Annotated in this window: 21 protein-coding genes; 9 read left to right on the top strand and 12 right to left on the bottom strand. The window is 63.3% G+C overall.

Annotation, left to right across the window (positions count from 1 at the left end):
- Nucleotides 1-688: 688 nt before the first annotated feature.
- From BG842_RS13815 to BG842_RS13800, 4 genes are all read right to left on the bottom strand, one after another.
- Nucleotides 689-1,243: a VOC family protein gene (locus tag BG842_RS13815; protein WP_069451181.1), complete on the bottom strand. Its 555-nt coding sequence runs from the start codon at nucleotides 1,241-1,243 to the stop codon at nucleotides 689-691.
- Nucleotides 1,244-1,274: 31 nt separating this feature from the next.
- The gene (locus tag BG842_RS13810) at nucleotides 1,275-1,571 is read right to left on the bottom strand and encodes a hypothetical protein (protein WP_139136119.1); all 297 of its coding nucleotides are present in this window, start codon (nucleotides 1,569-1,571) and stop codon (nucleotides 1,275-1,277) included.
- A 129-nt stretch (nucleotides 1,572-1,700) separates the two neighbouring features.
- Nucleotides 1,701-2,846 carry a cell division protein FtsZ gene (ftsZ, locus tag BG842_RS13805; protein ID WP_007981576.1) on the bottom strand — a complete coding sequence of 382 codons (1,146 nt, stop codon included), beginning with the start codon at nucleotides 2,844-2,846 and terminating at the stop codon, nucleotides 1,701-1,703.
- Nucleotides 2,847-2,964: 118 nt separating this feature from the next.
- On the bottom strand, nucleotides 2,965-4,308 hold the full coding sequence (locus tag BG842_RS13800; RefSeq protein WP_069451179.1) for a D-aminoacyl-tRNA deacylase: 1,344 nt from the start codon (nucleotides 4,306-4,308) through the stop codon (nucleotides 2,965-2,967).
- Nucleotides 4,309-4,388: 80 nt separating this feature from the next.
- Here BG842_RS13800 and BG842_RS13795 point away from each other — a divergent pair, with 80 nt between their 5' ends.
- From BG842_RS13795 to BG842_RS13770, 6 genes are all read left to right on the top strand, one after another.
- Nucleotides 4,389-4,784: a universal stress protein gene (locus tag BG842_RS13795; protein WP_069451178.1), complete on the top strand. Its 396-nt coding sequence runs from the start codon at nucleotides 4,389-4,391 to the stop codon at nucleotides 4,782-4,784.
- A gap of 78 nt (nucleotides 4,785-4,862) precedes the next feature.
- On the top strand, nucleotides 4,863-6,014 hold the full coding sequence (locus BG842_RS13790; RefSeq protein ID WP_069451177.1) for a sodium:calcium antiporter: 1,152 nt from the start codon (nucleotides 4,863-4,865) through the stop codon (nucleotides 6,012-6,014).
- A 53-nt stretch (nucleotides 6,015-6,067) separates the two neighbouring features.
- Nucleotides 6,068-7,216, top strand: coding sequence for a sodium:calcium antiporter (locus BG842_RS13785; RefSeq protein WP_254663156.1), 1,149 nt, complete (start codon nucleotides 6,068-6,070; stop codon nucleotides 7,214-7,216).
- Nucleotides 7,217-7,252: 36 nt separating this feature from the next.
- Nucleotides 7,253-8,056 (top strand): shikimate dehydrogenase, encoded by an 804-nt coding sequence (locus BG842_RS13780; protein ID WP_069451175.1) that lies wholly within the window; start codon nucleotides 7,253-7,255, stop codon nucleotides 8,054-8,056.
- A 26-nt stretch (nucleotides 8,057-8,082) separates the two neighbouring features.
- Nucleotides 8,083-8,790, top strand: coding sequence for a helix-hairpin-helix domain-containing protein (locus BG842_RS13775; RefSeq protein ID WP_254663155.1), 708 nt, complete (start codon nucleotides 8,083-8,085; stop codon nucleotides 8,788-8,790).
- A 48-nt stretch (nucleotides 8,791-8,838) separates the two neighbouring features.
- Complete coding sequence (locus BG842_RS13770; RefSeq protein WP_069451173.1) at nucleotides 8,839-9,249, top strand: Rieske 2Fe-2S domain-containing protein; 411 nt, start codon at nucleotides 8,839-8,841, stop codon at nucleotides 9,247-9,249.
- Nucleotides 9,250-9,306: 57 nt separating this feature from the next.
- Here the strand turns inward: BG842_RS13770 and BG842_RS13765 are convergent, their stop codons facing one another.
- On the bottom strand, nucleotides 9,307-9,600 hold the full coding sequence (locus BG842_RS13765) for a transcriptional regulator (protein ID WP_007981588.1): 294 nt from the start codon (nucleotides 9,598-9,600) through the stop codon (nucleotides 9,307-9,309).
- Nucleotides 9,601-9,692: 92 nt separating this feature from the next.
- Here BG842_RS13765 and BG842_RS13760 point away from each other — a divergent pair, with 92 nt between their 5' ends.
- Together BG842_RS13760 and BG842_RS13755 are read left to right on the top strand one after the other, a co-directional pair.
- Nucleotides 9,693-11,714, top strand: coding sequence for a bacterio-opsin activator domain-containing protein (locus tag BG842_RS13760; protein ID WP_069451172.1), 2,022 nt, complete (start codon nucleotides 9,693-9,695; stop codon nucleotides 11,712-11,714).
- Nucleotides 11,715-11,819: 105 nt separating this feature from the next.
- Nucleotides 11,820-12,794, top strand: coding sequence for a sugar phosphate nucleotidyltransferase (locus BG842_RS13755; RefSeq protein ID WP_069451171.1), 975 nt, complete (start codon nucleotides 11,820-11,822; stop codon nucleotides 12,792-12,794).
- Nucleotides 12,795-12,837: 43 nt separating this feature from the next.
- Here BG842_RS13755 and BG842_RS13750 read toward each other — a convergent pair whose 3' ends face one another.
- Nucleotides 12,838-13,545 (bottom strand): diphthine--ammonia ligase, encoded by a 708-nt coding sequence (locus BG842_RS13750; RefSeq protein WP_069451170.1) that lies wholly within the window; start codon nucleotides 13,543-13,545, stop codon nucleotides 12,838-12,840.
- A 37-nt stretch (nucleotides 13,546-13,582) separates the two neighbouring features.
- A complete protein-coding gene (locus BG842_RS13745) occupies nucleotides 13,583-14,722 on the bottom strand; it encodes a DUF373 family protein (RefSeq protein WP_069451169.1) in 1,140 nt (379 codons plus the stop codon).
- A 156-nt stretch (nucleotides 14,723-14,878) separates the two neighbouring features.
- Between BG842_RS13745 and BG842_RS13740 the strand changes: the two genes are divergently transcribed.
- Nucleotides 14,879-17,266, top strand: a complete 2,388-nt coding sequence (locus BG842_RS13740; RefSeq protein WP_069451168.1) for a DUF5059 domain-containing protein — start codon at nucleotides 14,879-14,881, stop codon at nucleotides 17,264-17,266.
- A gap of 63 nt (nucleotides 17,267-17,329) precedes the next feature.
- Here BG842_RS13740 and BG842_RS13735 read toward each other — a convergent pair whose 3' ends face one another.
- The 5 genes from BG842_RS13735 to BG842_RS31670 all read right to left on the bottom strand — a co-directional run.
- The gene (locus tag BG842_RS13735; protein ID WP_007981594.1) at nucleotides 17,330-18,511 is read right to left on the bottom strand and encodes a bifunctional oligoribonuclease/PAP phosphatase NrnA; all 1,182 of its coding nucleotides are present in this window, start codon (nucleotides 18,509-18,511) and stop codon (nucleotides 17,330-17,332) included.
- A 52-nt stretch (nucleotides 18,512-18,563) separates the two neighbouring features.
- Nucleotides 18,564-19,418, bottom strand: a complete 855-nt coding sequence (locus tag BG842_RS13730) for an SDR family oxidoreductase (protein ID WP_069451167.1) — start codon at nucleotides 19,416-19,418, stop codon at nucleotides 18,564-18,566.
- A gap of 76 nt (nucleotides 19,419-19,494) precedes the next feature.
- Nucleotides 19,495-19,896 carry a DUF5791 family protein gene (locus tag BG842_RS13725; protein WP_069451166.1) on the bottom strand — a complete coding sequence of 134 codons (402 nt, stop codon included), beginning with the start codon at nucleotides 19,894-19,896 and terminating at the stop codon, nucleotides 19,495-19,497.
- Complete coding sequence (locus tag BG842_RS13720) at nucleotides 19,793-22,171, bottom strand: hypothetical protein (protein ID WP_254663154.1); 2,379 nt, start codon at nucleotides 22,169-22,171, stop codon at nucleotides 19,793-19,795. Before BG842_RS13720 ends, BG842_RS13725 begins: the two co-directional genes overlap by 104 nt.
- The coding region (locus BG842_RS31670) for a hypothetical protein (protein ID WP_254663153.1) at nucleotides 22,168-22,350 on the bottom strand (183 nt) is incomplete at its 5' end. The genes BG842_RS31670 and BG842_RS13720, both read right to left, overlap by 4 nt.

Below are 22,350 nucleotides of genomic sequence, written 5' to 3'. Positions count from 1 at the left end.
GCTTCATTGACGAAGATTGGGTCATCCCGAGTGAATTCCTTCAACCCCATTGTTTCTGATATGAGACCATGATAGTATAGTATATAAAACCCAGCGTTCACGAGCATCATGAGCTTCACCAGCTTCACGAGCCATGGTTCTATTTAAATACAGTCCCTCTCCGATTTTCACGAGAAGACTTCCACGAACTACTGGGGTGCTGCTACAGGGATCAGTCACCCCCGTCTATTGGTTGGAGACGATTCGATGAGTAGCCATAGTAACCGCCTTGGGAAAGAGAAAGATTTAACTATCTAATTGTTATATTAGTCCGTAGTGGATCTAGACTAGCGGGATGTGGACTAACGAACCAAGCGTTTTCACCGGCGTCGGACATTCTCAAGAGAGAGCTCGTGAAAAGTGGTGTGTGGGTGTCTCAATTCACCATGCGACTTAGTAGCATGGGCTCGTGAAAATCGGAGTGTCAGACGTACCGCCATCTGCCAAATTCGATTACAAGTGTTAGTATCTCTCTGGGTTAGTACTTCATACTAACATCGTTGTATTGCTCAATCTTGTTGCGCTCGTCACGTATACAGAATTCCTCGAAGGACAACCCGGAGTTGATAATCTTCTTTCCTCGTCCCTTGGTGGGTTTTCTGGTTGGTGCTGCTACGGTCAGTCAACTGAGTGTGCCAGTCATCGTGTGTTAGTGTTCGGGCCTGTGGGTCCACGAGGGCGCGGGTCCGTATAACCGCTCCTCAGTATCGTCAGCGTATGGCATTTTCTCGGGTGCTTCGAGAAGTTCGAGATACAATCCCCACTCCACTCGACAAAATATGTAGGTCAAGCCCTCCGTTGGCCCGCTGTCGTTCGTCTGCGGACCATCAAGCATCGTGACGTCGTCTCGTTCTCCCAATCCATCTATTGCTACGTCGATATCCTCTACCTGGAGGCCGAGATGCGTCGCTCCAATATCGGAGTTTTTCGGTGGTATATCGTCTTGGTCGGGAGTGTCCCACTCAAACAACTCTAGATTCATCGTTGGACCGCATCGCAACATTGCAAGCGAGGCTGTCGCATCAGGATGCACATCCAATCGTCGCTCCATCGAATCACCATCGGAATCTCCGAACGGTCCTTTCCGATAGAGCAAGTCACACCCAATCGCATCAACGAAGAAATCAACTGCCTCATCGAGATCAGGAACGGTGATTCCAACGTGATGGACGTTTTGTGCCGTCAACGGATGGTCGTTTGTCATAGTATGTGTCTCAGATGGTGGTGTGCATAGATTACTTTCGAAGGAGAACGATCCCGTCACCGACTGCATTCACTGGCTCTGCGAGGAGGACATCGAAGCCAACGCTTTGGGCATGGTCGACGAGCCATTTCATACTGATTAAGTATTCATCATCACGAGTGAGGACATTATCACCGGCTTCTAACTCGGACACACCCGTTCGTGGCGAAAAACCGAGGATTTCGACCCGAAATGAATTTTCGCCCGACGCGTCGCGGTACCGTTCTCGACGTATCCGCCGGTAGCGCAACCCGCCGACGAGGGCGAGGACGTGGTGCGCGTCGTCCACGGACCACCGTGGTTGCGGTACAGGACGGCTTCCCGGAGCGATGGCGCGCGAATCGAGGGAGCGTTCGCTACCGAATCGGAGCATAACAAGACACCCCCACGTTCGGCGACTGCAGAAAAAGGAGACGGACTATTCCACGTAGTCGATGTCTTCCGTCTGCTGTTGCTTCGCCTGCGCTTGTTCGGCTTCGTTACTGCCGTAAATCTGGGGCGACTGCACGCCCGTGACGACGATCATGGTGCGCATCGTGCCGTCGAGGTCCTCGTCGATGGAGGTCCCCCAGATGATGCGGGCGTCGGGGTCGATGCGGTCGTAGATCTGCTCAACCACGCCCTCGGCTTCTTCGATGGACATGTCGTTGCCACCGGTGACGTTGACGAGCGCGGATTTCGCGCCGCTGATGTCCACGTCGAGGAGGGGGGAGCGGAGGGCGCTCTTCACGGAGTCCTGTGCCTTCTGGTCGGAGTCGCTCTCGCCGAGGCCGATCATGGCGACGCCGCCCTTCTCCATGACGGTGCGAACGTCGGCGAAGTCGAGGTTGACGAGGCCGGGCTTCGTGATGAGTTCCGTGATGCCCTTCACGGAGCGCATGAGCACTTCGTCGGCGACCTTGAACGCCTGTTTGACGGGGAGTTTGCCGACGGAATCGAGCAGGCGGTCGTTCGGGACGACGATAACCGTATCGCTCACGTCGCGGAGGCGTTCCAATCCGGCTTCCGCGTTCGTGCGCCGGACCTCACCTTCCGCCGTGAACGGCGTCGTGACGATGGCGATGGTGAGCGCACCCGCCTCGCGGGCGGCCTTGGCGACCACGGGGGCGCTTCCGGTGCCGGTGCCGCCGCCGAGACCGGCGGTGACGAACACCATGTCCGAGCCCTGAATCGCGTCGTATATCTCGTCCTGACTTTCGAGCGCGGCCTCCTCGCCGACCTGCGGGAGCGACCCGGCACCGCGCCCGCTGGTCTTCTGTTCTCCCATCAGAATCTTCGTGTCGGCCTCGATCTCGACGAGGTGCTGAACGTCGGTGTTCGCGGCGACCAGTGACGCGCCGTGAATCCCCTCTTCGGCCATTCGATTGACCGTGTTCCCCCCACCACCGCCGCACCCGACGACGGTGATGTTCGTTTGGAGTTCTTTGAGAACGTCCTGCAGTTCCTCGTCGGTCATCGTCCCCGACAGGCCGGTGTCCTGCGAGGCACCTCCGATTTGCGACTGGGGGGCACTCTGTTGTTGCCCTTCCGCCTCCTCAATAGCGTCTTCGACGATGGAATCCATCCTTGAACCGTGCTTTACAAACGCAGATTAATTATCTTTCCCCTCTGGCTGACGGATGTCTGACTCCTGTCACCATATCTCATAAAAAGTATTATATAAGAGAAAGATTCGACGGAAATTATCTCACGGGGAAGACATGTGTTCGTTCGGTTTGGACCTCTTCGGGCGGAATCGTTCGCCCGTCCACCGTCACCGCGACCCCGGAGGAGAGTTTGCCGAAGGCGGGACCCTCCGACACGCCGAACGTGCGCGCCTTCTCGGGGTCGAACGAGACCTCGCGCACGACGATTTCGTCCTCCCGGCGTTCGACGGCTGCGTACTTCCGTTCGAGCAGTTCGACCAGTTCGTCGATGATGGCGTCGTAGTCGGCCGGTTCGCGGACCGCCGCGCGTCCGCAAACCAACGTCCCGCCTTCGGTCGTCTCGAACGCCACCGTTCGCTCGGCGACGACATCGAACACGGCCTCCCGGTCCACGCCCGCCGCGGCCGCGAGCAACTCCTCGGGGAACGTCCGGAGGGAGAACGTCCACTCGTCCGGGTTCGACGATATGTCGCTCGCCCGGTCGCCGAACCGAAGTCCGGACTCGACCGTCGAGAGTTCGGATTCCAGTTCCTCGGCGAGCACGAGGGAAACGCCGGACACCTCGCGGACCCACGTCTCGCTCACCACCCGATAGCCCAGGTCGTCGATGACCGCGGCGAGGTCCGTCGTGTCGCCTTCACAGACCGCGTACTCGGCCCCGCTCCGCTCGAACGCCTGTCGAATCACGTCGGGGTGCGCCTCGGGAAGCCCGAGCGTTTCGAGGTTCCAGTCGGACGCGATGTGGCCCACCGCCCAGTCAGTCTCCCGGACGATGCGCTCGAACCGCGGGACGTAGTGGCCGCCTCCGAACCCGACGAGTTGGCGTTCGCGGTGAGGTGAGACGCCGCGAAGGTCGAGGATGGCGCGGGCGACGGCCCGCGCTGCCTCGGGGTCGCCCCACTGTTCGTCGTCGCTACCGAGTTCGACGAACATCGAGGGAACGCCCACCTCGCTCGGGCCGTGGTGGGTACACTCCATTCCGACCTCGTACTCCTCGGGCGCGTGTTCGTCGAACGCCCGGAGCAAGCGCGCGTGGGCGTTCGGGCAAGTCTCGGCGAGCGTCCTGTCCTCGCCGCCGTACTCCGCCGGGCCGAAGTTCCCGGTGAAGTGGGCGGTCAGTAGCGGCCCGGTGTCGCCCGAGTGCCGCGAGGCGAACACGAGCACGTCGGGGTCGGAGAACGCCTCGGCGACGTTCTCGATGTCGAGGTGGAGGGCGTCGAACTCCCGCAGTTCGAAGCCGTCCGTCCGGTAGTACTCCCCGCCGCCTTCGGCGTCGGGTCGGGTTTCGTCTTCGTGTGAACTCCACTCCGCCTCGGAGAGAAGGAACTCGCCGATGTGTTCGGAGGCGTAGTCGGCCCGGCTGACGACGACGGCAATCACGGACACATCTCGGACCGGACGGCGAAAAAGTCCGTCGAATCCCGGAAACGATTAAGCACTGGGCCGAAGTGTGTTACCGTATGAACGTTCTAGTTCCAGTTGACGGGTCCGATTGCAGCATGCGCGCGCTCGATTTCGGAATCGAGTTTGCGAACCGTTACGACGCGGATATCGACGTCGTTCATTTCACCGACGTGAAGGGAGAAGATACCGAATCGCTGATAAATCGAGTGCGATCCGAGCTCGAAGACGCCGACATCGAGAGCGGTACCAGCGTCGCGGTGGACGTCCATCTGGCGGACTTCAAGGCGTCGAACCGCATCGGCAAGAACATCAACGAGATGGTCGAGTCGGAGGGCTACGACCACGTCGTCATGGGACACCACGGCACCGGACGCGTCGGGTCGTTCATCCTCGGCAGCGCGGCGAAAACGGTGCTGGAATCGGGTGACGTTCCCGTGACGACCGTTCCGTGACCGTTCCCGACGGGATGAAAACATCTCCGCAACCAGATAGAACCGCTTAATTAGGGTGCTTTTGAAGATGCCCGTAGTATGAACCCGATACCGACTGTCCCACTGGCGATTTTGCCACCAGTGTGGGAAAACTCGTTACTGCTTCTCGCATCGTTCCTTCTCCTCCTCCTCGGCGCGGAAGTGTTCACGAACGCCGTCGAGTGGCTGGGCCACCGCCTCGGCGTGAGCGAAAGCGCGACCGGCAGCATCCTCGCCGCGGTCGGTACCGCGCTTCCCGAGACGACGATTCCGATAATCGCTATCTTCGGGAGCGGCGGCGGGACGAAAGCCGCGGAAGAGGTCGGCGTGGGGGCGATTCTGGGCGCGCCGTTCATGCTCGCCACCATCGCCATGTTCCTCGTCGGCACGAGCGTCCTCTACTTCAGGACGCGCCGTTCGAACGGCCAGAAGATGCACTTCAACAACAAATCCACCCGCCGAGACCTCTCTTTCTTCCTCGTCGGCTACACGCTCGCGTTCAGCGCCGCGCTGATTCACAGCGATACTATCTCCCACGGCATCGCCGCGCTGCTCGTCCTGCTCTACCTGTTCTACCTCTACCGCTCGCTCAAGAGCGGGGAACTGGTCGAAGGGGAGGAGCTGGACGACCTCCACCTCGGACTGATGATAGAGGGGTTGGTTCCCGGCATGAGCGCGGACGACAACCACTCCGGCGACCCGCACTCGATTCTGGTGGCGGTTCAGACGCTCGTCGCGCTCGGCCTCATCATCGGCGGCGCGCAGGTGTTCGTCTCCCAGACCCAGTGGGTCTCCGAGGAGGTGCTCGGCATCCCGACGGCCATCGTCGCCCTCCTCATCGCGCCGCTCGCCACCGAACTCCCCGAGAAGTTCAACAGCATCATCTGGATTTCCCGCGACAAGGACACCCTCGCGCTCGGCAACATCTCCGGCGCGATGGCGTTTCAGGGTACGCTCCCGGTCACGCTCGGTATCATGTTCACCTCGTGGGACCTCTCGTTCCAGTGGGGAACCGCGGGCTTCCTGAACGGCCTGTCGGCCATCCTCGCCATCATCAGCGGGTGCGTGCTGTACTTCCGCGCGCGTCGCATCAACGGCACCAAGATGACGGCGCGCCCGTTCCTCATCGGCGGCCTGTTCTATCTCATCTTCCTCGCGGTGGTCGTCTACCACGTCGTCGTCCTCAACGTCGGCGGTATTTCGGGTCACTGACGGCGCTTGCTGGATGGTGTGTCTTTAATTGACCACCGTCGAAATCACAGCGTATGTCGCTTCCAGTGGCCGGTGCAATGCGGCCCCTCTTGTTGTCGAAATCGTCCACCAAAGGACTGTTACTGCTCGCATCGTTCGGCTTTCTTCTCGTTGGTGCGGAAGTGTTCACGAACGGGGTCGAATGGCTCGGTCATCGCCTCGGCATCTCGGAGAGCGCGACCGGTAGCATCCTCGCCGCGATGGGGACCGCGCTCCCCGAAACGACGATTCCCGTCATCGCCATCCTGAAGGGCGGGTCGGCAGCCTCCGATATCGGCGTGGGGGCGATTCTGGGCGCGCCGTTCATGCTCGCCACCATCGCCATGTTCCTCGTCGGCGCGAGCGTCTACTACTTCGCCGACCGCCGCGCGAACGCCACCGACCTTCATTTCAACGAGGGCGCGACGACGCGCGACCTCTCCTTCTTCCTCGTCGGCTACACGCTCGCGTTCGGTGCCGCGCTCATCCCGGACGGCACGACCGTCGCCGCGGTGCCGATTCGGGTCGTCATCGCCGCCTTCCTCGTGGTTCTCTATCTCGCCTATCTGTACCTGTCGCTCCGGGCGGGTGAACTGGCCGACAGCGACGACATGGACGACCTCCACATCGGACTCGCCATCGAGGGGGTGCTCGAACGAGTCGGCATCGACCCGTCGGCCGACCACAGCTCCGACCCGCATTTCGTGCTCACGGCCCTCCAGACGCTCATCGCGCTCGGCTTCATCGTGTACGGTGCGCACCTGTTCGTGGACCAAGTGGAGTGGATGTCGAGCGAAGTCGGCATCCCGTACGCCATCGTCGCGCTCATCATCGCTCCGGTGGCGACGGAACTGCCGGAGGCGTTCAACAGCGTCATCTGGCTCTCGCGGGACAAGGACACCCTCGCGCTCAACAACATCACGGGTGCGATGGCGTTCCAAGGGACGCTCCCCGTCACCCTCGGCATCCTGTTCACGCCGTGGAATCTCAGCCTCGCGTGGGGAACCGCGGGCTTCCTGAACGCGATTTCCGTGCTCTTCGCCATCGTCGCCGGGTGCATCGTTCTCTTCCGCGCGCGTCGCGTCGGCGAGGACGACTTCAACCCGACGCCGTTCCTCGGAAGCGGCGTCTTCTACGTCCTCTTCATCGCGCTCGCCGTCTACTTCGTCACGCTCGGTGTCTGACCCGTCGATTAAGTCCCCCCGCTCCCTTCTTCCGCCATGGACGTATACGGACTCCTCGGCAATCCGGTGGGACACTCGCTCTCCCCGCCGATGCACGAGGTCGCCTACGACGAACTGGACATGGACGCCCGCTACGTCACCTTCGAACCCGAGGCCATCGGCCCGGCAATCGAGGGGGCGAACGCCCTCGGCATCAGCGGGCTGAACGTCACGATTCCGTTCAAGGAGGACGCCCTCTCGCACGTCGAACCGGATTCCCTCGCGGAACGCATCGGTGCGGTGAACACGGTCGATTTCTCCGGCTCCGACGATTCCGTCCCGACCGGTCACAACACGGACGCCGAGGGCGCGCGTCGGGCGTTCGAACGCCACGGCGTGTCCCGCGACGGAGCGTCCGCCGTCGTCGTCGGTGCGGGCGGCGCGGCGCGCGCGATTGCCTTCATGCTGGCCGACGATGGCGCGACGGTCGAAATCGCCAATCGAACCGTCTCCCGCGCGGAATCCCTCGCGGCGGACGTGGACGGTACGAGCGCGCACGGCTTGGACGAACTCCCAGGCCTCGTGTCGGGGGCGGACGTGCTGGTCAACGCGACGAGCGTGGGGATGGAATCCGACGAATCGCCCGTTCCGGCGGCCGCGCTCCACGGCGACCTCGCGGTAATGGATGCGGTGTACAGCCCGCTCGACACGCGACTGCTCCGCGAGGCGTCCGCGAGCGGCGCGACGACAATCGACGGTGCGTGGATGCTTCTGTTTCAAGGAGTCGCCGCATTTGAACTATGGACGGGGAGAGATGCACCCGTCGAGCGGATGGACGCCACCTTGCGAAGACGCCTTTAAGTGAAGGGACTTTGTACTATCCCACAATGGGGCTTATCACACGGCTGAAATCGTTGCTCGGTCTTGGCGATGAGCGGTCGAAGACGCGCAATCGTGACAACGGTGTGACGATAGAGCGCGAGCCGACCGAGACGAGAGCACAGCCCAACGTGGAATCGGAGAAAGCAGTGAAAATGGCGGACGAGACCCCGAGCGAAGACACGAGCGTTTCCACCGAGGAGCTCGTCGACGAGGGGAAACCAACCGATCACATAGAAGAAGCCGAGCCGGACACGGCGGCCGAACCCGCGGAAGCGACCGGACCGAGCGCCGACGCGAGCCAACCGGCGCAGACGGAGGCGACCGAGCCGGAAGCCGAACCGGACGAGGAACCCGAACCCGAGGCGGAAGCGCCGGAAGCGGAAAGAGAAGGAGAAGTGTCGGAAGAAGAGCCGGAAGGAGAAGTCGAAGCGGAACCGGAGGAAACCGAAGTCGCAAAGGAGGAACTCGAAGCTGCGGAGGAAGAATCCGAAGCCGCGGCGGAGGAACCCGAAGCTGCGGAGGAAGAGTCCACCGACGCCCGGCCGCTCGAAGACGTGAAGGGAATCGGCCCGGCCTACGCGGAGCGACTGCAGAACGCGGGCGTCGAAAACACGGCGGAGTTGGCGGTCGCCGACCCCGCGGAAATCGCCCGCGAGACCGACCTCTCGACGAAGCGAATCGAGGGGTGGATAGACCGCGCGAAGTCGATGTGACGACCCGTTTGAAAAAGCTCAAACGTCTTCATCGGCAACCTCCGGCCGATGGACGAGAACCGCCGAATCGCCGCCGTCAAGGAGATACCCGACGACACGACGTTTCTGTTCACGATTCGAAACGGCTTCGACGAGGAGGAGGCCGTGCTGGTCGAAGCCGACGACGACATCCGAGCGTGGAAGAACTACTGCCAGCACTGGACCGACGTGCGCCTCGACAAGGGCGACGGCGCGAGCATGCGCGACGGCGAACTCGTCTGTGGCAAACACGGCGCGCTGTTCGAATCGGACTCCGGCGTCTGCACCTACGGCCCGTGTGAAGGCGCGGTTCTCGACGAAGTTGACGTGACGGTCGAAGACGGTGCGGTCTACCTCACAGACCCCGATTACGAGTTCGTCCAACAGGGGTCGTCCATCGAGTACGACCTCTCCTCGAACCGCTCGCTCGGATTCGAATAGCGACGCTACCGGCGCGGGAGCGTCGTCTCGTCGGAATCACGAGCGTTCGTCCACCGTTTACGGCTCCCGAATCACGAACGTCGGTTCGTCCACTGCCTCGCTCTTGCACTCGGGACATCGTGATGGTCGATTCGCCGGGTTATCGAACCGGTCGAACCCGCAGTCCCGACACTCGGGCGGGGCGACGAGCAACTGCTCGCCGTTCGATTCGACCGACCGGGCGATGTGTTGAACGTGGCGAACGGCCGCACCGGCCGTGATTTCGAATTCCGCGGCGAGTGCGCTCGGGGCGGCCGGTTCGGTCCGGAGGAACGTCGCTATCCGCTCGCGCGTCGTCTCATCGTCGCGCATACACATCGTTGGTCGTCCGGATTCAAATTTCTAGCGCGAAATTTCGGACAACATAAACTGTTTTCCCGACGCGGTTCGTGAGACAATCTGCGATGGGGGAGCGAACGACGACGGACGAATCGCCGAAGACGGAAATGACGAGGAGTCATACCATTCTGTTCGTCGAACACCAAACCGATATCGCACGGTCGCTCGACCGCCAACACGACGACCTCACGGTACACGTCGAGTCGTCCGTGACGGCGTGTCTGTCCCGTCTCAGGGGGGAAGCGATAGACTGCATCGTCAGCAACTACCACCTTCCCGATTCGACCGGGTTGGACCTCCTCGAAACCGTGCGCGACGACCACCCGAACCTCCCGTTCGTCGTGTTTACGGGGGACGGAAGCGAACGAATCGCCAGCGAGGCCATCAACCTCGGCGTGAGCGATTACATTCCCGAGACGACCATCGATGGAACCGACGACCTTCGCAAACGGATCGTGGACGCGATTCGAACCCACCTCGGCGGACGCGGCGAAAGCCGAATCGACACGCTGATGAGCGCGTTTCCGGACGTCGCCTTCCTCCTCGACGAGGAGGGACAATACCGCGAACTACTCGTCGGTCCAAACTCGGAGAACCTCGCCGTTACCGCGCCACCCGACCTCGTTGGGCGGCGACTCCACGACGTCTTTTCGAACGACATCGCGAATCGGTTTCTGGAACACATCCATCGGACGCTGGAAAGCGGCTGCGTCGAAACCATGGAGTATCCCCTGACCGTCGAAAGCGGGCAACGGTGGTTCGAAGCCCGCTCGACGCCGCTCGGCCAGGAGATAGACGGTAAAGACGTCGTCGTGTGGGTCGCCCGTGATATCACTGAGCGACGAAAACGCGAGCGAACGCTGGCGCGCCAGCACGACGAACTGGAGACGCTGAACCGGATTCACTGGGTGATTCAGGAGGTCATCCACGAACTCGTGCACGCCGCGACCCGCGACGACATCGAACAGTTGGTGTGCGAGCGACTGGTCGAATCGGGGCTGTACGAACTCGCGTGGACCGACGAGAGCGAAGTCAGTCGCGGCGGCGTGACGCCGCGAACCCGCGCCGGGGGCCTCGACGGCTATCTCGATAGGCTCGTCGAGTTCGGGGCGGACATCGGCGACGACCCCGCGAGTAGGGCGATGCGAACCGACGAACTACAGGTCATCTCGGACGTCGCGGAGACGTCCTTGCTCCCGCCACAGGTCCGCGCGGAAGCGCTGGAGCGCGATATCGAGTCCGGCATCTCCATCCCCGTCTCGTACGGCAACACGATGTACGGGTCGCTGTCGCTCGTCTCAACCCGCTCCGGCGTTCTCGGGGAGCGAGCGCAAGCCGCACTCGAAATCCTCGGAGACACCATCGGCTTCGCCATCAACGCCGCGCGGAACAAGAAGATACTGCTGTCCGACAGTCACGTCGAACTGGAGTTTCACGTGGCGGGCTCGCGGGACGCGGTTATGGCCGCCTCCCGCCAACTCGACTGTACGTGTCACCTCCTCGGGTTGGTTCCGGCCTCGGAAGGGCAACTGCTCCACTACGTCCGCGCGGAGGACGTACCCGCCGACCGGCTCAAGACGCTACTGTCGGAGTCCGATACCGTGGCGGAATGTCGACTCATCGAGACGGACGAAAGCGGTCTCGTCATCGAAATTCAAATGAACGAATCGACGGTCAAGCGATTGGTCGAAGCCGGTGCCGCCGTCCAGTCCGCGACGGCGAATCACGGCGAGGTGTCTATCGTCGCCGAAATCCCGCGCGAGACGGAGGTTCGGAAGGTCGTGGATGCGTTTCAGGCGGCGTATCCGTCCGCGGAGCTGATCGGAAAGCGAACCATCGACCGACCGATTCAAACCGCACAGGAGTTCCGACAGTCCCTCACCGACCGGCTCACCGACCGACAGGAGACGGCGCTTCGAAGCGCCTATTTCGCTGGGTACTACGATTGGCCGCGCGGGAGCACCGCCGAGGAGGTTGCGGGCGCGCTCGACATCGCGTCGCCCACGCTGCACTACCACCTTCGGAAGGCACAACACCAACTGCTCGGCGCGCTGTTCGACGAGACGGGCACCGGCGATGCCGACTGATTCGAGGGACGCGCCGCGGATTGTATTCGTCTCCAGTGGTCGTTCGTCCCGCCGACCGCTCCCGCAATGAAAAAGGACTTAGGGGGTCGGGGTGACGGTCTGGCTATGAAAGCCGTCGTCCTCGCGGGCGGATACGCGACGCGCCTGTGGCCGATCACGAAACAGCGCCCGAAGATGTTTCTCCCCATCGGCGAGACCACGGTTATTGACCGTATTTTCGCCGATCTCGAAGCCGACGAGCGCGTCGATACCGTCTATGTGAGCACGAACGAACGGTTCGCTGATGACTTCCGCGACCATCTCGCGGAGAGTGATTTCGAAAAACCGCAACTGAGCGTCGAAGACACTTCGGAGGAAGACGAGAAATTCGGCGTCGTCGGCGCGCTCGCGCAACTCGTCGAGCGCGAGGAAGTCGACGATGACCTCGTGGTCATCGCCGGTGACAACCTCATCAGCTTCGACGTGGGCGACTTCGTGAACTTCTTCGAGGAGAAGGGATCGTCCTGTCTCGCCGCGTACGACGTCGGAACCAAGGAGCGCGCGAAAGCCTACGGTCTCGTCGAACTCGACGGCGACCGCGTCGTGGACTTCCAAGAGAAGCCGGACGACCCGAACTCGACGCTGGTGTCCATCGCCTGCTACGCGTTCACCGAGGAAACGCTCCCGCTCCTGGAGACGTATCTGGAAGACGGCAACAACCCGGACGAGCCGGGGTGGTTCCTCCAGTGGTTGCAGTCCCGCAACCCCGTCTACGCCTACACGTTCGAAGAGGCGTGGTTCGATATCGGAACGCCCGAGAGCTACCTCGATGCCGTCGGCTGGTACCTCGGCGGCGAGTCCCGCGTCGCCGACAGCGCCACGCTGGAGAACACCACCATAGGGGAAAACGTCCACGTGATGGACGGCGCTGAACTCGCCGACGCCAACCTCGAAAACGCAATCATCTTCCCCAACGCGACGGTTCGGGGCGGTGACGTGCGCGACTCCATCATCGACGAGGGAACGCACATCGAGAACATGGATTTGGCGGGCGCACTCATCGGTGCCCACACCCAAATCACGAACGAATCGGACGAGTAGACTCACCCACTTTTTTACGCTCGGGTACCACTCGCGGGAACGATTACTCGCCGAGCCAAGCGTCCGTAATCCGCACCCGTCCGCGGTCCCCGTCCCACTCGGTTTCGTATTCGAGTTCGATGGGGCGGTCCATGTGCGGCGCATCGGTCACGAGGGTTTCGAATTCCCCACCCTCTCCGAGAATGTGGACGCCGTATTCGTCGTTGAGGGCTTCGAGTTCGGAAAGCGCGTCCTCGTCCAAGGTTCGTCCGAGCCACGACTCGTCCAAGCCGTAAGCCGCGACTTGGACGATTTTGATCTCGAATCCGGCGTCCAACATCGCGTCGGCGAGTTCACGGGGGTCTTCCTGCCAGAGGGGAGCGAACAGGTCGATGCCGAGGTCGTCACAGAGGTCCTGAATGCGGTGGGTCTGGAATTCGCTTTCGACCGCCCCCGCTGTCACGCCCGCGAGGTCGATATCGAGGTCGCGGAGGGCGTCTTCCATGATCTCCGTCTCCTTGTCGCCCTGTTCGCCCGCGTCCTCGACGGATTCGGCGTCGAAGTCACCCTCGACGTTCACGAGCGGGATGCCGATGCTTTCGGCGGCGAGCGCCGTAAGCTCGGTCGCCGGGACGTGATACATGTACGAGTCGCCCGCCGGGTGGACGGTGAGGAGTCGCTCGACGGGAAGTCCCGCTTCGAGCGCGCGGTAGAGCGCCCACGAGGAGTCCTTGCCGCCGGAAAAGAGGCTGACCCACGCCTGCTGGTTCATACGGAGGTTTGCGAACCGGGGAATAAATGCGCCTCGGTTACTCGACCAGTTCTTCGCTGATGGCCGTCCCGCTGACGTAGGAGGCCACGCGAACCCCGACGAGGCTGACGAGGACGCCGAGGACGACGTACACCGCCAGTCGCATCCCGGGGTCGAACGTGAGTCGCTGAATCGTCGTCTGGCCGACCACAATCTTGGGAACGACGACGGGAGCTATCTTCCCCGCTCGCTGGAGGAAGTAGGCCGAAAACCCCCGCACGACCAGTCCGACCGCGAGAACGCCGAACGGGAGGTTGAGGTAGGAGTTTCGAACGCGGTCGTTGCGGATGGCTTCGTCCAGCAGGCGGCCCATGCTGGCGGTGAGGGCGGCGACGGCGATCCACGGGACGCTCTCGAAGACGAACGCCATCGCGGTCATGAGGACGTTGCCGGTGGAATCCATGGGTGCGGCCCGGAGCGCCCCGGCGAACACGCCGATGAGCGACAACCCGACGCCGACGACGTAGGTGACGATGGACACCCGACCGGAGTAGAGAGCATCGCGGGCCTCCGCGGGGAGATTGCGGAAGTAGTCGCCGATGGCGAGACCCTTGTAGAGGACGAACAGGCCGATGACGGCGGTGATGGCCGACGTCGCCATGGCGAGACCCAACTGCAACAGCAGGACGGGAAACGCGATGAGCGCGATTCCGGTCGGGACGAGCACGGTCTGGCGGAGTTCCTCGTCGGCGAGGAACTGCTTCAGCAGGTAGTACGTTGATTCGATGTCGCGGGCCTGTCGGACGACCACGCGGTCCACCGCGTCCACCCGGGTTCGACTCTCGACGATGGGGACGAGTCGTTCGTCCTCCGCGCTGTCGATGACGACGATGGTGGAGTCTGGGTCGTGTTCCGCCACGAGTTCGTCCATCTGGGCGGCCACGGCGCGGTCCGCGCTGACCCGCGTGTCGGCGGTGCCGGAGATGACGGCGACTATCGACTCCTCGTCCCCGTCCCGCAAGTCGCGGGCGACGCGGAGGGCTTCGAGCAGGCAGTTGACACTCGAGTCCTCGGGGTCCGCCAGTCCGACGTCGGTGACGAGCGCCTGCACGGCCTCCCACCCGGCGACCGGCATCTCCAGCCCCGTCTTCCGACCGATGTCGTTGTTCCTATCGACACACACCACCAGCGTACTCATTCGATATTCCCTCCCAGACGGTGAAAGGTTAAAAAGGTCGTCTTTATCCCAACGTTTTCCGTCGGTGAGAGGTCCTCGTGTGACACCCGAACGCATTGTTTTTGGGGTGCCTAAAAATCGGAACGCTTTAGACCTTTAGGCGGGCCTAAACCAAACATGGACATCGATAGACGGACTCTCTTAAAGGTGGGTGGAACGACGCTCGTAAGCGGACTTCTGGCGGGCTGTAGCGCTCCCGACGCCGAATCGACTGCGAAAGACGTCAGCGCGGAGGCGGCCGTCGCGGCCGAGTGGAACGTCCTCCGCGCCCGACTGCACGACACGTTCGCGCTCGGTGTCGCGGGCGAGTTCGACGCCGGTGCGGCCGTCGCGGAGGACACCTTCGCCCGGTTCGAGCAGGCCACCGGCGAGTGGGGCGCACACGAGAAACTGGAGGGGACGAGCGAGACACACTACGAGGAGTTCGAGGAGGCCATCGGCCAACTGAAAACTCGCCTCCGAGAGGAGAACACGGAGGAGATGACGGTCGAACTCGGACTCGGAAACGAGCACCTCCGGGAGGCGCAAGTGCAACTCGTCGGCGAGCGGAACGTCCGCGCGCTCGACCTGCAACTGCTGGGAACGCGCTTGGAGAACGCCGCGATGGTCGCCGCCGCCGGAAACCTCTCGGGGGCACGGACGATTGCAACGCGGGCGCTCTCCGCGTTCGAGGACGGAGACCTCCGCGACGCGCTCGAATCGGCGAACGAGGAGACCTACGACGCGTTCGAACACGCCGCGAAAACGATGGTTCGGGCCGCGAAGAACGGGAAGGCGGACGTCGTGGCGAACCAATCGAACGACGCGGTGACGGCCGCCGTGTCCGGGTCCTACGGCCTCGGAACCGAGAACGTCGCGGGCGCGGGCCACATCGCGGTCATGCAGGCACAAGCGTTCGACGCGAACGCCCTCGCCTCGCTCGGCGGGCCGTCCGCCTCGTTCGCGCACGCCGCCACCTTGAACAGCTACCGCATCCGGGCCGCCGACTGCACGCGGTTGGTCGCACGGGGCGAGACGAAGCGAGCAGCAAAGGTCGCGGAGGACATCTTCGCCGACTTCGAAGCCTCGGACGCGCACGAAGCCCTCGAAGAGGGCGACGAGGACGCCTACGAAGGGTTCGAGTCCGGACTCGAAGCGCTCACCACCGCCGCCGAATCCGGCGACGGAACGGCGGTCGAGGAGGCCGTATCGAAGGTCGATACCAACCTCCGGGCCGGTATCGAAACGCTCGGAACGGGCGTCCAACCCGCCATCCTCCAAGCCGGATTCTTCCGCGCCCGGTTCGCCGACGCGCGAGAACGCCACAAACGCGGCGAGTCGGACGCCGCCGCGACCGTCGCACAGTCGCTGTTCGCGCGGTTCGAGAAGAACGAACTCGACATGCACGAGACGCTGGAGGAGACGAGCGAGCAACTCTACGACCGGTTCGAACACGAACACCTGAAAGAGGGGCTGATTCCCGCACTGAAGGGCAACGGGTCCGGCGCAACCGCGCACTTCGAAGGGGCGATGCAGGCGCTCCTCGACTTCGAGACGAAGGCCGCGAGCGCGAGCGTCGTGGCCGGTGCCGAGGCGAGTTTCATGGCCGGACGGGCCTTCGACGCCGCCGTCGTGGCGAAACTCGGCGACGCGAAGCGGGCGAACGCCATCGTGGAGGCGACCTTTGCACACTTCGAAAGTGGCGCGGGCGGTTATCACGAGGCGCTGGAACACGCCGACACGGACCGCTACGAGTCGTTCGAGGCGGCGCTGGGGAACGTCGGCGGAGCCGACGACACCTACGCGAAGGCCGTGGAATTCGGCCACGAAGCGGTCGAATCAGTTTTCGCCGTCGTGACGAACACGGGCGGCGACTTCGGCGGCGCGGCGGCGACCATCGTGCAGGATTCGTTCTCCCAGTTCGAGAAATCCAAGGTGCACGAGAGCCTCGAATCCGGCGATAAGAACGCCTACGAGTCGTTCGAGACGAAACTGACCGTGTACGCTGACGCGCTCGACTCCGGGGGGGAAGTCGATTCGGCGAACGACGCCTTCGCCACCGCCGCGCTCCGGGCCGAGTTCGCCGTCGTTGGCGAACTCGACAAGGCACCCGTGGGCGAGGCCAAGAAGGAGTCCGGAGAGGAATCGAAGACGAAACTGACGGGCGGACCGGACGTCCAGAAGGGCGTCCCGGACGGCGTGGACCACGTTATCGACGTCAAAGCCGTCTCGTTCGACCCCGAAAAACTCAGTATCGAGACGGGCGATACCGTCGCGTGGAAACACGTCGGCGGTGAGGCGCACACGGTCACCGTCCGCGAGGAGTCGCTCCCCGAGGGCGCGTCGTACTGGGCCTCCGGCGGGTTCGACTCCGAGAAGAAAGCCGTCTCCGGGTGGGACGCGGGCAAAGGAGCGGTGCAGTCCGGGCAGTCGTACGTCCACACGTTCGAGACGAAAGGGACGTTCGAGTACTACTGCATCCCGCACGAGGCGGCGGGCATGACCGGCAAGATAGTCGTCGAATAATCCCCCGAGAGCGTCGTCTCGGTAGGTAACGGCTCGAAGGGCGATGGCTCGGACGATACCTTCTCAGACGTTTCCGTTCAGCGCGTCGAAAATCCCGTCGGTAAACTCCCGTTCCGACCACAGTCCCCCTTCCATCCCACCCGCTACGACCGCCGATTCGACCGGGACCTGACCGCCGCCCATCCGGGCGTGGCCCCCGGCGTCCGCTCCCGGAATGTCGGTGACGGCCATTTGCAACGCTTTTCCCATGTGAACTCGGTCATCCCGGGAGCGACCGGAGATGTAGAGGGTGTCCTCGCGTCGGCCGTAGACGACGACGGCCGTCACGCCTTCGAGGTGCATGAGTTCGTCCGCGGCCTGTGGAATCGCGTCGGCGTTCGAGAGCGCACCGACGTTACAGACCGCAAAGGACCCGCGGACCTCCCGTTCCGTGATGGCACGCGATTTGATTTCGAGCACTTCGGCGCTCACTTGCGGATTGGCGATGCGGTCGAGACGGTGTTCGTCCACGCCCCGATATAGGTACGCGCTCGCCTCGAATTCGGCCGCACAACAGCCGTTCGTGAGGTGTTTCGTGTCGGATTGGATGCCGTACAACAGGCCGGTGGCGATGTCGGACGGGAGGACGAAATCGTCCTCCGGCGGGACTTCGTCCGGGCCAACCGGCGTCGCGCCGAGGTCGTCGAAGTACTCCGCCACGATGGTCGAACACGCGCCGTAGTTCGTCCGTTTGTCCGTGAACACCTCACCGGTCCCGTTGCCGGGATGGTGGTCGATGACGGCGTAGGGTTCGATTCGCTCCGAGCCGTCGAACCCGCGCGGCGTGTTGTGGTCGACGAGGACGATGGTAGAAGCAGCGAGGTCGGTGACGTGTTCGACGCGTTCGAGTTCGAGGTCGAGAATGGTTCGAAACGCGCGGTTTTCCTGATGTCGTATCTGCCCGGCGTACTGAAGCGTTACCTCCGTCCCGACCGTTTCGGCGAGATAGGCGATAGCGATGCCACAGGCCATCGCGTCGGGGTCGGGATTCGGATGCATCAGGACGACGAGTTCGTCCCGTTTCGCCAATGCGCGTTTGAGCCGAGCGCCTTTCGGTCGCCGAATCCAGCGGACGACCAACCAAAGGGACACCGCCAACACGGCCACGCCGACGATACCCCCGACGACGAGCAGCGGATCGTCGGAGCCATAGAGCTGTGCCGTGCGGAACAGCCGTTGTGCGGACTGGTCGCCGCGAAACTGCATATCCCGGAAATCGATACGGGAAACCAAGAACTTTTCCCAACAGTTACAGGTGTCAGACGTTTTGTGAATTCCGGAACGATTCGATGGCCCCCCGATACCCCTCCCTGTACGTCGGGTACCGGAGTTCGTACCCTAACTCGCGGAGCTTTTCGTTCGAACAGCGCTTGCTCGCTCGCGCTCGCTCGCTCATCGCCGGTTCCCTCGGCGGGGGGGAAACGCCGCACTCGTCCGCGAGCCAATCTGCGAGCGTCGGCTTCCGAACCGGTTCGTCGTCCGAAACCAGAACGACCTCGTTTCGCCCCCGTCCGGTGTCGAGGAGGTATCTAATCGTCCCCGCCGCGTCGTCGCGGTGGAGCAGGTTCAGATATCGGTCCGAGACAGGACCCTCCAGATAGCGCTCCAGTCGATACCGGTCGGGACCGTACAAACCCGAGAACCGGGTTATCGTCCAGTCCAACCCTCGCTCCCCCCGCACGATTTCCTCGGCGTCAGCCAGAATCTCCTCTCGTTCGGTTCGGGGCTCCAGCGGCGTCGATTCGTCCACGCGAGCACCGTCACGGTCACCGTACACGCCGGTACTCGACGTGTAGACGACGCGCTCCGGTGACGACTCGCGGGCCGCGAAGTGATCGAGTGCGGTCCGAAGTCCCTCGACGTAGGCCGTGCGCGCCGCCGCCGAATCCCGGCCGTCGGCACTCACCGCGTAGACGAGCACGTCTGCGTCGGGAATTGGCGACAGTGAATCGCCATCCGTTACGTCCGCCCGCACCGCGTCGGCACCCGTTTTTTCGACCGCCCGAAGCCCTTCGGACGAGCGTCGCACGCCGACGACCTCGTGACCGCCCGCGAGCAACTCCCGCGCGAGTTCGCACCCGACGTAGCCGCATCCGAGCACTGCGACGTTCATATCGTTCCTTCGAACGGACCGCGGATAACTCCGCCGTCTTCTCGTCTCTCCGCAACCGCCGCCACCCTCCTTGCGTCTATCGGTCGTTTCGCTGCGCGATGGCGTGGTGAACGAGCGCGTACTCCTCCACAGACATCGGCGCTCGCCCCTCGATTTTCTGCTGGACGGCGCGCGCCTCGAAGTCGCCGTCGATGTCCCGTGCGAGCGTGTCCACGTCCAAGAGGCCGGTCGTCATCCCCATCAGGAGGTGGTCGCGCACTTCGAGGAGGATGGCATCCTTCTCCGGCATGCCCTCCTCGGTGGCGAGAATCGCGGCGGCGTCTTCGAGCGACAGGTCGTCGGCGGTCTCGCCGTCGGCGATCGACTCGACGGTCTCACGGTCGAGTCCCGTCAGTTCCACCACCTCGTCGATACCGACCGACGATATCGTCTCCGAGAGCTCCGCCGCGTACCGTCCGTGGAGTTCCGTCGGCGTCATCTCGCCGGGGTCGTCTATCTCGTCGTAGAGCATGGTCGTCACGAAGGTCTGCGGCATCAAATGGGTTGTCACTCCGGTTCGACCAGCCGGGAGAGCGCTCGTCGGCGTTCCCGTCCACGTCACCGACGCCCGTCTTCCCCGGCGGTACCGCGACGACGACCGTCGTTCCCGTATCGAACGAAACCGGCGTCGTCCGCCCGAGTAGTTCCTTCGTCCCATCGTCGTCCGTGTCCAATCGAACGGGTCCGGCTTGCCGGGAATACGCGACCGACGCACCCGGTGTGGTTGGCGAGCCCTCACGCGCCCGAACCGTGAACCGAGCGTACGTCCCTGACACGTCCACCTGCCAGACGTTGACCGTCGCGTACCAGTAGCCGGGAACGGGAACGACCGGCAGTCCCGCCGGTAAGTCCCCGACGGTTTCGTTGATGGATTCGTTCAATCGCTGCTGCACCCGATTTTCGATGCTCTGTTGTACCGCCGCTTTCAGCTCCGTCACGAGAACGCGACGGGTCGTGGAGACGGTCGGCGCGACGCTCGACTGGCGTACCCCATCGACGTCCCGTCGTGCCGATTCGAGCGCGAACCGAATCCGAAGCGTCGCCGCATCGCGTCGCATTCGGCTCCAATCGTCCCGACGTTCCCTTTCGACCGCTCGTGCGATACTCCCGGCGGCCGAACCGTTCGCGATAGCACTGGCCCGATTCGCCGTCGTCCGCCAGCGGGTCACTCCGCGGTGAACGGCCGTCCGACGTTCCGACCTATCGAGTTCGATGGCGTCGCTCGCGGCGAGTTCGCTCCGGACGTTTCGTTCGATATCGTCTATCGATGAAGACAGAGCCCGCTGTAGGTCGTCGCGTTGTCGTCGAAGCGACGCGTTCGTTTCGGTCGCAAGCGTCTCGTTCGCCGCCCGAAGCGAGACGCCAGCGGTCCATAGCCGAACTCGTTTCGGCTTTCGTCCATCCGGGAGCAGCGAAACGATGCCGTCCGAAATGTCGGACGACGGAACCGTGAACAGGTTGACGTTCCGGGCCGAAAGCGGGTAGGTCTTCGACCCGCGCGGGACGGCCGAAACGTGGCGATGTTTCACCGCCGAAAGCGTCAGATACGGCGGTGCGCCATCGACGCTGATATCGACCGGCGTTCCGGGTCCATTCGTCGGAAGCCGATGCGTGGACGGAGACGTGACCCTCCGCCGACCCGCGAATATCCGCCGAATTCGGTCGAGCGAGACGCCCGTCGCGTCCTGCACCGCCCTGCCGAGTCCCATCCGCGTTCGTCGAGTGCGCTCCGCCCTGCTATCGAGTCGGTCGATGACGGCATCGAGATACGTCGCACGGGCCGCGTAACGCGCCCGTTCTGCGGCGTCTTCGTATCTCGCTGGAGCGTCAATAAGCGCGCTTCGGTCGGCGCGAAGGGACGACGCCAGTTTCGCCGCCGGATTCGTTCCGCCAGTTGCGAGAGTCCCGCGGGAAACGGTCACCGAGCGGTTTCGAACCCGGTTCCGAAGCGACCGCACGTCGCGGTACGCCCGCGCTCGAAGCGAATTCGAATATCGACCCTGCACCGCGACCGCTCGCGTGTTCATCGTTCCGACGCTCGCACGACGTGCCAGCCCGTCCGCGCCGCCGCGGTCGGTGACGAGACGTTCTATCGCCGTTCCCCGAACGTCCGCGAGGTTCGGCCCGGCGGCCCCATTCGCCTCGTGAGCGCTCGGAAGGGGTCGAACCGGTGCGCGGTCCGTCGTCACGTGGTCGCCAGCGACGCCGAGCGAGACGACGAACTCGTCCGTCCACCGGTGGGTCGTTCGGACGGTTCGATTCGTCGGTGGCCGTGGTTGCGTCGGAGGTGTGGGTCCCGGCGGCGTCGGTTGTGGTCGTGGCGAAGTGCCGGGGAACGGCAATCGCGCGGTCCACCCGTGATTCTCATCCTGCGTCGTGTCTTCCCGCTCCCACCGCCGAACGACGGTGTGCGTTCGAACGACACGACGGGCACCGGTCCAGAGGAGATGCCAGCCGCGCTGTGTTCCAGGAGACGACACACTGGCGTTTTGGACCGAAACGTGCGTTTTCGTTCGCTCATCCCGGAGCGTCCATCCCTTGCCCGGAGAACGGGGACGCGGCTTCCGTTCGTCGCGGACGGTTCGAACGCTCGCAACTGGGCGGACGGAAACGCGATACGCCGACCCGATTGCGGCGTCCAACTCGCTCGACTCGCCGCCGTCGATGAGGTCCAAGAGTGCACGCTCCGCCGATTCGTTCACGCCGATGTTCATTCCCGTTTCGGGGAGTGCGCGGAGTCGAGCGGTTCCGACGCCGCATCGAGTGAACCGTCGATGGTGCCGTCCGCACCGCCCCCACCCGCCGTGTTCAGAACGAGGTCCGTCCAGAGCTTTCCGTGTTGGGTCATCGGAACGAGAAGGTCGGTGAGACCGACGCGAGCGGTCGCACGACG

Source organism: Haladaptatus sp. W1 (genome assembly GCF_001723155.1).
GTDB lineage: Archaea > Halobacteriota > Halobacteria > Halobacteriales > Haladaptataceae > Haladaptatus > Haladaptatus paucihalophilus.
Note: the sequence above shows the minus strand (reverse complement) of the source record. Positions and strands in the feature narration are given on the sequence as shown.

What these genes read in the sequence shown, in the direction of transcription:
- BG842_RS13765 (WP_007981588.1), bottom strand. Translation starts at nt 9,600, where the DNA reads ATGCGCGACGATGAGACGACGCGCGAGCGGATAGCGACGTTCCTCCGG.
- BG842_RS13740 (WP_069451168.1), top strand. Translation starts at nt 14,879, where the DNA reads ATGGACATCGATAGACGGACTCTCTTAAAGGTGGGTGGAACGACGCTC.
- BG842_RS13720 (WP_254663154.1), bottom strand. Translation starts at nt 22,171, where the DNA reads ATGAACATCGGCGTGAACGAATCGGCGGAGCGTGCACTCTTGGACCTC.
- BG842_RS13760 (WP_069451172.1), top strand. Translation starts at nt 9,693, where the DNA reads ATGGGGGAGCGAACGACGACGGACGAATCGCCGAAGACGGAAATGACG.
- BG842_RS13745 (WP_069451169.1), bottom strand. Translation starts at nt 14,722, where the DNA reads ATGAGTACGCTGGTGGTGTGTGTCGATAGGAACAACGACATCGGTCGG.
- BG842_RS13725 (WP_069451166.1), bottom strand. Translation starts at nt 19,896, where the DNA reads ATGACGCCGACGGAACTCCACGGACGGTACGCGGCGGAGCTCTCGGAG.
- ftsZ (WP_007981576.1), bottom strand. Translation starts at nt 2,846, where the DNA reads ATGGATTCCATCGTCGAAGACGCTATTGAGGAGGCGGAAGGGCAACAA.
- BG842_RS13795 (WP_069451178.1), top strand. Translation starts at nt 4,389, where the DNA reads ATGAACGTTCTAGTTCCAGTTGACGGGTCCGATTGCAGCATGCGCGCG.
- BG842_RS13755 (WP_069451171.1), top strand. Translation starts at nt 11,820, where the DNA reads ATGAAAGCCGTCGTCCTCGCGGGCGGATACGCGACGCGCCTGTGGCCG.
- BG842_RS13790 (WP_069451177.1), top strand. Translation starts at nt 4,863, where the DNA reads ATGAACCCGATACCGACTGTCCCACTGGCGATTTTGCCACCAGTGTGG.
- BG842_RS13815 (WP_069451181.1), bottom strand. Translation starts at nt 1,243, where the DNA reads ATGACAAACGACCATCCGTTGACGGCACAAAACGTCCATCACGTTGGA.
- BG842_RS13775 (WP_254663155.1), top strand. Translation starts at nt 8,083, where the DNA reads ATGGGGCTTATCACACGGCTGAAATCGTTGCTCGGTCTTGGCGATGAG.
- BG842_RS13785 (WP_254663156.1), top strand. Translation starts at nt 6,068, where the DNA reads ATGTCGCTTCCAGTGGCCGGTGCAATGCGGCCCCTCTTGTTGTCGAAA.
- BG842_RS13750 (WP_069451170.1), bottom strand. Translation starts at nt 13,545, where the DNA reads ATGAACCAGCAGGCGTGGGTCAGCCTCTTTTCCGGCGGCAAGGACTCC.
- BG842_RS13770 (WP_069451173.1), top strand. Translation starts at nt 8,839, where the DNA reads ATGGACGAGAACCGCCGAATCGCCGCCGTCAAGGAGATACCCGACGAC.
- BG842_RS13730 (WP_069451167.1), bottom strand. Translation starts at nt 19,418, where the DNA reads ATGAACGTCGCAGTGCTCGGATGCGGCTACGTCGGGTGCGAACTCGCG.
- BG842_RS13780 (WP_069451175.1), top strand. Translation starts at nt 7,253, where the DNA reads ATGGACGTATACGGACTCCTCGGCAATCCGGTGGGACACTCGCTCTCC.
- BG842_RS13735 (WP_007981594.1), bottom strand. Translation starts at nt 18,511, where the DNA reads ATGCAGTTTCGCGGCGACCAGTCCGCACAACGGCTGTTCCGCACGGCA.